The sequence below is a fragment of the Pedobacter sp. ASV12 genome (assembly GCF_016429155.1).
Classification (GTDB): domain Bacteria; phylum Bacteroidota; class Bacteroidia; order Sphingobacteriales; family Sphingobacteriaceae; genus Pedobacter.
In genome coordinates, this window is sequence record NZ_JAELUC010000116.1 from 1 (window position 1) to 8,106 (window position 8,106).

Consider the following 8,106-nt stretch of genomic DNA (forward strand, 5'->3'; position numbering starts at 1 on the left):
CCCTCCCTCCCCCTCCTCCCCCCACCCCCCCCACCCCCACCCCCCCCCCCCCCCCCCTCCCCCCTCCTCCTCCCAAAAAAAATTTTTTTGTCGTGGTTCGTCGGCAGCGTCAGATGTGTATAAGAGACAGCAACAGCTTGGTCAACTGTATCGGCAACGATGCCTTCTTGGATGGCAACGCCAAAACTTTTTAGAATTTGTTTACCTTGATATTCGTGGATATTCATTGCTCAAAAATTTGCCCAAATCTACAATTTCAAAAGCTTTATGCCAATAGCAACCGCCTGATTTTTTAATAATTGTTGCTTTTGTGCTCGAGAAATTACAAAATGCCTAGTTAGGCAGAAATAAGGCTTGTCAAGTTGAAATTTGTCTTGCCGAAATAACCCTGCCATTTTTGAATTTTATCTCCAAGATATCCGGGTCTATGTTGCCAATGCTCGCTACAAACCCTATGTCGTAATGCCAAAGGTCTTCGTCGGCTTTATTGCTGCTTTCCTTGCCCAGTATAGCGATGACTTCTGACTTGTTTTTTCCGATAAGAACTTGGCTGTTGATGAGGTTTTTCGTAAGCTCGTATCTCTTATCGGGCTCGCTTTTCCATCGTTCCTGGTCGAAGTCGCGATTGGGATGGTAGGTCATCCCGGCAATGAGCAACATCGCTAGCCCTAAATAAACAGCTGGTGCACTTGCTAAGGTAAGCAACACGATGATTATTCTTTTTTTAACAGTGTTTTTGGCAGACCTGAAAACCAGGCTCCAAAACAGGCTTAGGCCCAAGGCCAAAAAGAACAGGATAAAATAAACTTCAATGCCCATGATGATGAGTTGGTGTTTTGCTACAGGTGAACGGATTCCTGCTGTATTCTAGTTGATAAAATATATAATGCCAATTTACTTCAGATTATACTAAAGCAAAGATAATCAGTGCCAAAATAATCAAGCTTGCCATGATGCCTTTGCCTGTTGACTTGTGCTATGGTTTACGGATGAAGGCTTAGCGTTCAGTTTTTTAATGGTCTTGCCGAATTTGGATTGCATCTTTTTCCAATAACCGGCAAAGCGTACATGCCCGGCCCTAAACAGCCTTTGGTGGGCAAACCAAACGGTTAAGATGGTGCCATAGTAAAAGCCGGTGTAAAAAATATAGGAAATTCCTCGGACCAGCTTGTTTTTGTGCTGATAAATCAGGCAAAGGCGTTCCAGCTGAAAGTCGATGTGGGCCGCTTCGTCTATGAGGATATCGGTGCAGATTTGCTTCAGCAGCTTACAGGAGGTGGCATCCTTTAAGCATTGGTAAAAAACCTGAGCAGTGCTTTCTACGGTGATTACGGCAATGGTCCAGAATTCCATATCCGTCTGAAGTCCTCGTACTTTTCTGAACAGGCTATCGCCCCAATCTTTTTTAATTCTGGGTTCGCCGATGCGGTCGAGGTATTTGCCCAGGTTTTCGCCATGTTTTTGTTCTTCTTTGATAAACAATCTGATGGCATCCGTATAATGTGCATCGTTTAGTTTTTTGGCATGTTTGGTGGCCGCGTTGATCAGGTTGGTGCCTTCAGAGGTTTCGCCCAGTTGCCAAGCCTGTAGCGAGGCCAGTATTTCCTGTTTTTCGGTAAGGGTTAACGTAGGGCTGATGGACCAGTCGATCCGTTCTTTCTTGAGGTTCTGGTCAAAATAATCTTTCCAATAACGAGAAGTTTTCATGGTTTAGGTTTTAGGTCAGGAAAAGAGAGCGTTAATTTGAGGTAGCGCGTATCGATTTAGCTAAAATATTTTAATGAAAATATTGGTGTGTTTGCCAGTCGCGATAGTTCCACGATAACCAGGTTGTACGGTTGTAGCGCGCTTTGAAATCAGCAATCCTCCGGTCTAATCGCTTGTTAAAGGCCAGTTCTGCTTGTTGCTGTTCGGTCAGTTTTTCGGTTTGTGTGGTTTGGGCCGGATTGTTTACAGCCGTATCGATGGCAAATGGCCAAAACTCAGAATCCTTTAAGGCGCTGTACAGCAGTTTTCGGTTTTGGTCGAGCAGAGGAAGCGTTTTGTCTGAAAGATCGGTCAAATGGTTGACGTCTATAGCGGAAGCCTTTTGGTTTTTTAGGTTATATTCCACAATAAAGACATCCCAGTTTGCAAAACAGCAGACAAACAACAGCGCATACCAAACCATGCCGTTTACCTTGTAAAGGAAAAAGAAGGTTTTTCGTTGCGCTACTTTTAAATACACCGTAACCAACCCAGCCGTACAGAGCATCAGGAAAACGGCTACACCGATCCGTTTATAGGTAAGTCCGTACATGAGCACATAGTTATAATCTCTCAAGCCGACAGAAAGCACCAGGAATGTATTTTGTACAATCCAAATGAAGGCCAATAACTTAAGCGTTTTGTTTTTGTGGTAAAAATTAAGGTTGCCATTAAAGAAATAGAGGATAACGATCATGGCCAGCACAATGCTGAAAATCAATATGTTCGTGCCGTCATGTAGTTCTGAGGCATAATGCGCCGCGCTTGCGTTTTGGGCATTTAGCCAAAGGGTTCCTAGGTCTATCAGATTCAAAAACAGCAACAAAAGATTAAGCATGGCAAAGCAAAGTATGCCAATGATGTTTTCTGTTTTAAGTGCAAGTTTGCTCTTGATGAAGCTGCCCAGGAAAAGATCGGCTAACTCATGAGCAAAAGTGTTTTTATTGCGTTTGCGGTTACGTACCAGCTGCTCCTTGCACTTGAGTTCGAGCGCCTCAAAGCCATTTCCTTTCAAACCAAGCAAAATAGCCGCCGTAAACAAGAGGCCGATGATGAGGTGAATGACACGTTCGATGCTGAGATCTGCAAAGAAAAAATTGTAAATGTTGGTAAAGAATACGGACAGGCCATCGGTAAACTGGTTCAGGTATTGAGCAAAAACCTCGTTTGCATTGCTGTACAAGGCCGTGAACAGCAAAAGCACCAGGATGGGCAACACTACATACTTAATGGGTTTGGCCAAGGGTTTAAGCGAAAAATTGCCGATACGGACATTAATCAGTCGCTGGATGAGGTTGAATGGCGAGGTAAACAGTTGCATCAGGAAGGAAATAATGGCGGTAAAAACACTCCTGATCAATTGTGCATGGGCAAAGCCCACAAACACGGCCAAACTGATATACCAGGTAAATACGGTAAGGACCGACTGGTTATAAACCACCAAAATACCGGCCAACAAGTGCAAAGCGCCCAAGGTAAACAACTTGCGGCTTTTAGGAATTCCTTTGTCGAGCAGCAATGCGATGCCGCTGAATACCGAGTAGAGGAGGAGGTTGAGCGCCATTTTTTCCATCCAGAAAAGAAAGGTAAAAAGCAGTCCGCCAGCAACAATGGCGAGCAGTTTGAAATCTAATTTTTGTTCCATTTGAATAGGATATTGAAGTTTAAAGATTAAGCGCAAGGGTTGCGCAGGTTAGCGAGAGCGGAATGTTAAGGAGCATAATGCCCATCGAAATGAGCAGCTGCTTTCGGTCTTTGGCATTGATTAGCAATTCGATAAATAGCGTCAGCAGGATAATGCCATTCACAATGGCGGCAGCAACCAGATAGAATAAGCCGATGGGCATCAATGCCTCGAAACGGCTAATGCAAAAGAGCAGGAAAATGCCTATTCCGATAATGGCCGAATATTTGGCCGTCTGTTTGCCGGTCTCGGCGGCGAAGTTTTGGTTTGTTGTTTTCATTTTTAAAAGTGCTTTGTAATTCAAAGTTAAAGTCCAAAAAAAATTAGATTCCTTTGATCATTTTTTCCAAGGCATCTAAATGCGCCTTGAAATGCTGCTTGCCCAAATCTGTAATCATGTAGGTCGTATTGGTTTTTCGGCCGATAAAGGCTTTTTGTACTTTGATATATGCTGCCTGTTCCAAGGTCTGCAGGTGTGAAGCCAGGTTGCCGTCGGTTAGCTCAAGCAGCTGTTTCAGTTCGTTAAAGCTGACGCGCTCGTTCACCGTCAATACCGACATTACGCCAAGCCTGATCCTGCTGTCGAATATTTTGTTTAAAGCCTCTATCGGGTTTTTCATCTCTTCAATTTTTGTTTTCAGTGGCGGTGAAGCCTTCCTGATTTAACCATTCATTCCGTTGCGCGATCTTGAAAATAGGATGGTGTCATGAGCTAAAAATCTGTTCAACGGGTTATTGGGCTCTTTCGTATTTAAGGTACATGATAATGCCGTAAATAATATGCAATGCGCCAAAGCCAATGGCCCAGAAATAAAGGCCGTAGCCAATATAGAATGTAGCGATAAGGCCCAAAACCACTTGGCAAATGCCCAAAACGCGAATATCCGAATAGGTGTACTTGCTGGCATTGATCAGCGCCAGTCCATAAAATAACAAGCAGAGCGGGGCAATAAGGCCAACGCTGTTGGCGTATTGAAACAGCAGGGCAAGAATGAACAGGCCACCGGCAATCAGCGGAATGGCCAGGTTAATCACCAGCATTCTGGTGGTTCTGTCCCAAATAGGAAGTTTTTTCTTTTTGCTTTGCCTGTAGGTGAACAGAAATCCTCCCATGAGGGCTATAACCAACACCAGCATGCCCAATTTCAACAAGTTGAATTCGATGGCTATATCCGCATCAACGCCATAACCATAAGCGCCAGTGGCGTAGGCTTCGAGTTCCCTGTATGCAAAAAAAGCGCCTCCCAAGGCCGTTAAGCCTGCAAATACGCCAGATAAGCCACTTAGCGAAATAAACCGGGAAGAGCGGTCCATCAATTTTCTAATATCGCTTAGGGCATTCAGTTGTTCCTCTTGGTTGCTCATGCTAAAAGTACTTTGTTTTTCAAAGTTAAATAGAAAAATCAAACCTGCAAGTTTTTTTCGAAAAAAGGAGAAAGGCAATTGTTATGGCAGCTGGCAAATTCAAAATAGCCTGTTCCTAATTTATAAAATAACTAACTTTGTCGCATGCTAAAAGCGACAGGAATAAAGAAAGCCTACGGAAGCCTTCCCATTTTAAAAGGAGTGGATTTTGAAGTGGCCCAAGGTGAAATTGTAAGTATCATAGGCGCTTCAGGTGCTGGCAAAAGCACCTTGTTGCATATTTTGGGCAGCTTAGACAAGCCCGACGAAGGTACGGTTGAGCTGAAAGGCACCAAAATAAACGAGCTTTCCGGCGATCTGCTCAGCGTGTTCAGGAACAAAAATATCGGATTTGTGTTTCAGTTTCATCACCTGCTGCCCGAATTTACGGCATTGGAAAACATCTGTATTCCTGCCTTTATCGCAAAAAAAAGCAAGAAAGAAGCCGAAAGGAGGGCGCACGAACTGCTGGAGCTGTTCGGTCTCAACGGAAGGGCCGATCATAAACCTAACGAACTCTCGGGGGGCGAGCAGCAGCGCATTGCCGTGGCTAGGGCACTGATTAATAATCCTGCCATTGTGTTGGCCGATGAGCCTTCGGGCAATCTCGATTCGGTAAATGCCAATGCGCTGCATCAATTATTTATCAATCTGCGCGACAATTTTAGGCAGACTTTTGTCATTGTAACCCATAACGAAGACCTGGCTCAAATTAGTGACAGGGTAGTGACCATGAAGGATGGTTTCATTATTTAACATTAGAATTTGAAATTATTAATTACCGGCGGCACGGCCATTGCCGCATTGAAACTGCTCAAGGCCTTTGAAAATAGGGAAGCAGTATTGGCCGATTACGGAACGGTGCCGATGCTCAGATCAGCGGCTTATCAAATGATCAGCCTGGGCAAAAAAAACGAAGAAATTGTTGCGCACAACATCCTGAATATTTGCTTAGACGAGGGTATAACTACGGTTTTGCCCCTGTATAGCTTTGAAGTCGCTGCGCTTGCAAAAGCCAAAGTACTATTTGGCGAATTTGGCATACACATCTTGTTGCCCGATGACCAAGCGCTGCCACTTTACTTTAGTGCAAACCAAACACCGAAATTAAACGATTGGGCGGTTTACGACTCTGGCAAGCTTTTATATGCCTCTAGCGACAACGTGGTTTGGCAAACGCCACAAGACAACCTAAACGGGGCTTTTGCCTGGGTCAACGGTCAACACTCATTAATTACCATTTAATTCAGGTTATGGCATTTGAAACTCTCCTCAAACACAAAAAGGCTTTTGTTTTTGGCCTCGACGATGTACTTTATCCCAAAAAAGACTACCTCTTGCAGGTTTATTACCTGTTTTCAGAATTTATGGCCTATACCGAACAGCTTGATTCTGGAGCAATGATAGCTTTCATGCAAAACGAATACCTAACCAGCGGCGCCGAGGCTATTTTCGATAAAACGGCTAAGCAATTTGCCATTGATAGCAAATACAGGCATAATTTTGATCTTCTGCACGAAAACGCGCGGCTTCCCTTAAAGTTGCTGCTTTATAAACAGGTTTTGGCCTTGATGCAGGAGATTGTGGTAGAAAGAAAACAGATTTTCATTTTGGCCGACGGCAATCCTGCCGAAGAAATCAATAAAATCAAGCAGCTAGAGTGGAATGGTTTGGAACAATACCTTAAAGTATATTTTACGGCAGAATTTGAACCCAAACCATCGACGGAGAGTATCGATTTCCTGAGCGAGCAAAACGGGCTGTCTATAGATGATATGGCAATCATAGGTGCAAACGAAAGAGATGAACAGTTTGCGGTAGTTCTCGGCATAGAATATTTTGATGTAACAAAACTATTGTAAAAAAAAATCCGTTAATTAGTACTCGATTAACTTATTTAAAATGAAATTCAAACCACTCTTCATTTTGGCTTTGTTTGCCGTGGTATTTGCATCTTCTTGCAAGAAAACCAAGGTAACGCCTACACCAACGCCTGTTACGCCCCCTGAACAGCCCCCAGTAACACCAAGCGTTTCGAGGGCAGACCTAACGCGTGACTCTATTTTTCTTTATGCCAAACAGATCTATTTATGGAACGATGCCCTGCCTACTTACGAGGTGTTCAATCCGCGCAAATATACTTCGGGCTCTTCAGATTTAGCTAATTATAATAGCGAGCTATATGCCATTACGCAGCTTAAAATTAATCCGAGTACCGGAAAGCCTTATGAAGCTAGCTCTAGTTCTGGTTCTTCTAAGTATTCTTATATTCAGGATATCACCACCAAAAATCCTACCGCCTTCGTACAAACTGAGAAAAGCTCAGTCGATTTGGAAGGCAACGGCAACGACCTGGGCGTAAAGTTAGGCGCTTATGGCACCAGCTCGTCAACGGATGCTTTTGCGCTATTCATTACCGCTGTTTACCAAAATTCGCCAGCTGATAAAGCGGGAATGGTAAGAAGCGACCGCGTGACCAAAATCAATGGCCGTTCTATCGGTTCAAGTTTTGCCTCTGATGTAGATTTTATCAATACCTCATTTAACGGAACGACGATTACCTTAGAAGGCACTAAATATGTAGATGGCGCACCTGGCGCTGCATTTACGGTTTCTTTAACCAAGGCTGTTTATAAAAGCAGCCCGATCTATGCCACAAAAGTATTTACTGCTGGTAGCAAAAAAGTTGGGTATCTGGCTTATGCCCGTTTTTCGAGCATGGCTAACTCTCAGGCTGCTTTCGATGCCGCGTTTAGTAATTTCAATGCCAGTGGCGTAACCGATTTGATTGTTGATTTGAGGTACAATGGGGGTGGCTATGTAAATACTGCCCAATACCTGATTGATCAGATTGCGCCTTCGAGTGCAAACGGACAAATGATGTTTGCCGAGTATTACAACAGTTTGATGCAGAGTGGACAGGCAACGATTTTATCTAATCAACCCCTGCTTGATGGCAATGGAAAAGTACAATACCAAAACGGTAAGATTGTTACCTATGCCAATGTATCGTATACCGTAGCCGCCAATACCGAAAAATTCAACAAAACAGGACCCTTGCAAAATGTGAAAAACATAGTTTTTATCGTTTCTGGCAATACGGCTGTCTCTTATACACATCTGACGCTGCCGACGAACCACGACAAAAAAAATTTTTGGGGGGGGGGGGGGGGGGGGGGGGGGGGGGGGGGGGGGGGGGGGGGGGGGGGGGGGGGGGGGGGGGGGGGGGGGGGGGGGGGGGGGGGGGGGGGGGGGGGGGGGGGGGGGGGGGG

11 protein-coding genes are annotated in these 8,106 nt (G+C 44.5%); 5 read left to right on the forward strand and 6 right to left on the reverse strand.

Features of this window, described 5'->3' with window-relative positions; all coding sequences use genetic code 11:
• On the forward strand, positions 1–194 hold a 194-nt coding region (locus JHD69_RS18065), incomplete at its 5' end, for a hypothetical protein (protein ID WP_199141745.1).
• A 163-nt stretch (positions 195–357) separates the two neighbouring features.
• Here JHD69_RS18065 and JHD69_RS18070 read toward each other — a convergent pair.
• From JHD69_RS18070 to JHD69_RS18095, 6 genes are all read right to left on the reverse strand, one after another.
• Positions 358–819 (reverse strand): hypothetical protein, encoded by a 462-nt coding sequence (locus tag JHD69_RS18070; protein ID WP_199141746.1) that lies wholly within the window; start codon positions 817–819, stop codon positions 358–360.
• Between the two features lie 120 nt (positions 820–939).
• A complete protein-coding gene (locus tag JHD69_RS18075; protein ID WP_199141747.1) occupies positions 940–1,707 on the reverse strand; it encodes a ferritin-like domain-containing protein in 768 nt (255 codons plus the stop codon).
• Positions 1,708–1,777: 70 nt separating this feature from the next.
• Positions 1,778–3,391: a DUF4153 domain-containing protein gene (locus JHD69_RS18080; RefSeq protein ID WP_199141748.1), complete on the reverse strand. Its 1,614-nt coding sequence runs from the start codon at positions 3,389–3,391 to the stop codon at positions 1,778–1,780.
• Between the two features lie 19 nt (positions 3,392–3,410).
• Complete coding sequence (locus JHD69_RS18085; RefSeq protein WP_199141749.1) at positions 3,411–3,710, reverse strand: hypothetical protein; 300 nt, start codon at positions 3,708–3,710, stop codon at positions 3,411–3,413.
• Between the two features lie 43 nt (positions 3,711–3,753).
• A complete protein-coding gene (locus tag JHD69_RS18090) occupies positions 3,754–4,050 on the reverse strand; it encodes a winged helix-turn-helix domain-containing protein (protein ID WP_199141750.1) in 297 nt (98 codons plus the stop codon).
• A 112-nt stretch (positions 4,051–4,162) separates the two neighbouring features.
• Positions 4,163–4,795 (reverse strand): hypothetical protein, encoded by a 633-nt coding sequence (locus JHD69_RS18095; protein WP_199141751.1) that lies wholly within the window; start codon positions 4,793–4,795, stop codon positions 4,163–4,165.
• A 144-nt stretch (positions 4,796–4,939) separates the two neighbouring features.
• On the opposite strand from JHD69_RS18095, the gene JHD69_RS18100 reads away from it, so the two are divergent.
• The 4 genes from JHD69_RS18100 to JHD69_RS18115 form a co-directional block, all read left to right on the forward strand.
• Positions 4,940–5,590: an ABC transporter ATP-binding protein gene (locus JHD69_RS18100; protein WP_199141752.1), complete on the forward strand. Its 651-nt coding sequence runs from the start codon at positions 4,940–4,942 to the stop codon at positions 5,588–5,590.
• 9 nt (positions 5,591–5,599) lie between these two features.
• Complete coding sequence (locus JHD69_RS18105) at positions 5,600–6,079, forward strand: hypothetical protein (protein WP_199141753.1); 480 nt, start codon at positions 5,600–5,602, stop codon at positions 6,077–6,079.
• An 8-nt stretch (positions 6,080–6,087) separates the two neighbouring features.
• The gene (locus JHD69_RS18110) at positions 6,088–6,696 is read left to right on the forward strand and encodes an HAD hydrolase-like protein (protein ID WP_199141754.1); all 609 of its coding nucleotides are present in this window, start codon (positions 6,088–6,090) and stop codon (positions 6,694–6,696) included.
• 40 nt (positions 6,697–6,736) lie between these two features.
• Positions 6,737–8,106, forward strand: a 1,370-nt coding sequence (locus tag JHD69_RS18115; protein ID WP_199141755.1) for a S41 family peptidase, incomplete at its 3' end; no start/stop codon positions are given.